The organism is Pseudomonas sp. EA_65y_Pfl1_P113 (assembly GCF_963970525.1).
Taxonomy (GTDB): Bacteria; Pseudomonadota; Gammaproteobacteria; order Pseudomonadales; family Pseudomonadaceae; genus Aquipseudomonas; species Aquipseudomonas tritici.
The window spans coordinates 1-255 of the sequence record NZ_CAXAQM010000744.1 but is presented as its reverse complement, the minus strand read 5'-3'; the positions used below and the strand labels follow the sequence as shown (position 1 = coordinate 255).

At 46.7% G+C, this 255-nt stretch carries 1 protein-coding gene; it reads left to right on the top strand.

Features of this window, described 5'->3' with window-relative positions:
- Nucleotides 1-57: 57 nt before the first annotated feature.
- Nucleotides 58-255 (top strand): hypothetical protein (locus tag AACY52_RS32000; RefSeq protein WP_339561647.1); only part of this gene is annotated, 198 nt, incomplete at its 3' end.

The following is a 255-nucleotide window of genomic DNA, read 5'->3' as shown; positions in this document are numbered from 1 at the left end:
CTCCGCGTTCCAGTATTATCATGCCGATCTTCGGACTGTTTATTGGTAGGTTGATCCATGGCCAGAAGCGTTAGGCTTCAAAAAAAACTGCATACACGGCATCTGATGGAGACAGCTGAAGAGGTGGTACTTGATGACAGCCTTGTTGGAAAGCTATGGGCGCTCAATCAAGGTGAAAGATTTGAGTTGAATTCAGCTTCTCTCAGTTCTGCAGCCGTTCAAAAGTACCGCTTGGAATACGTGATAACGAGAGGC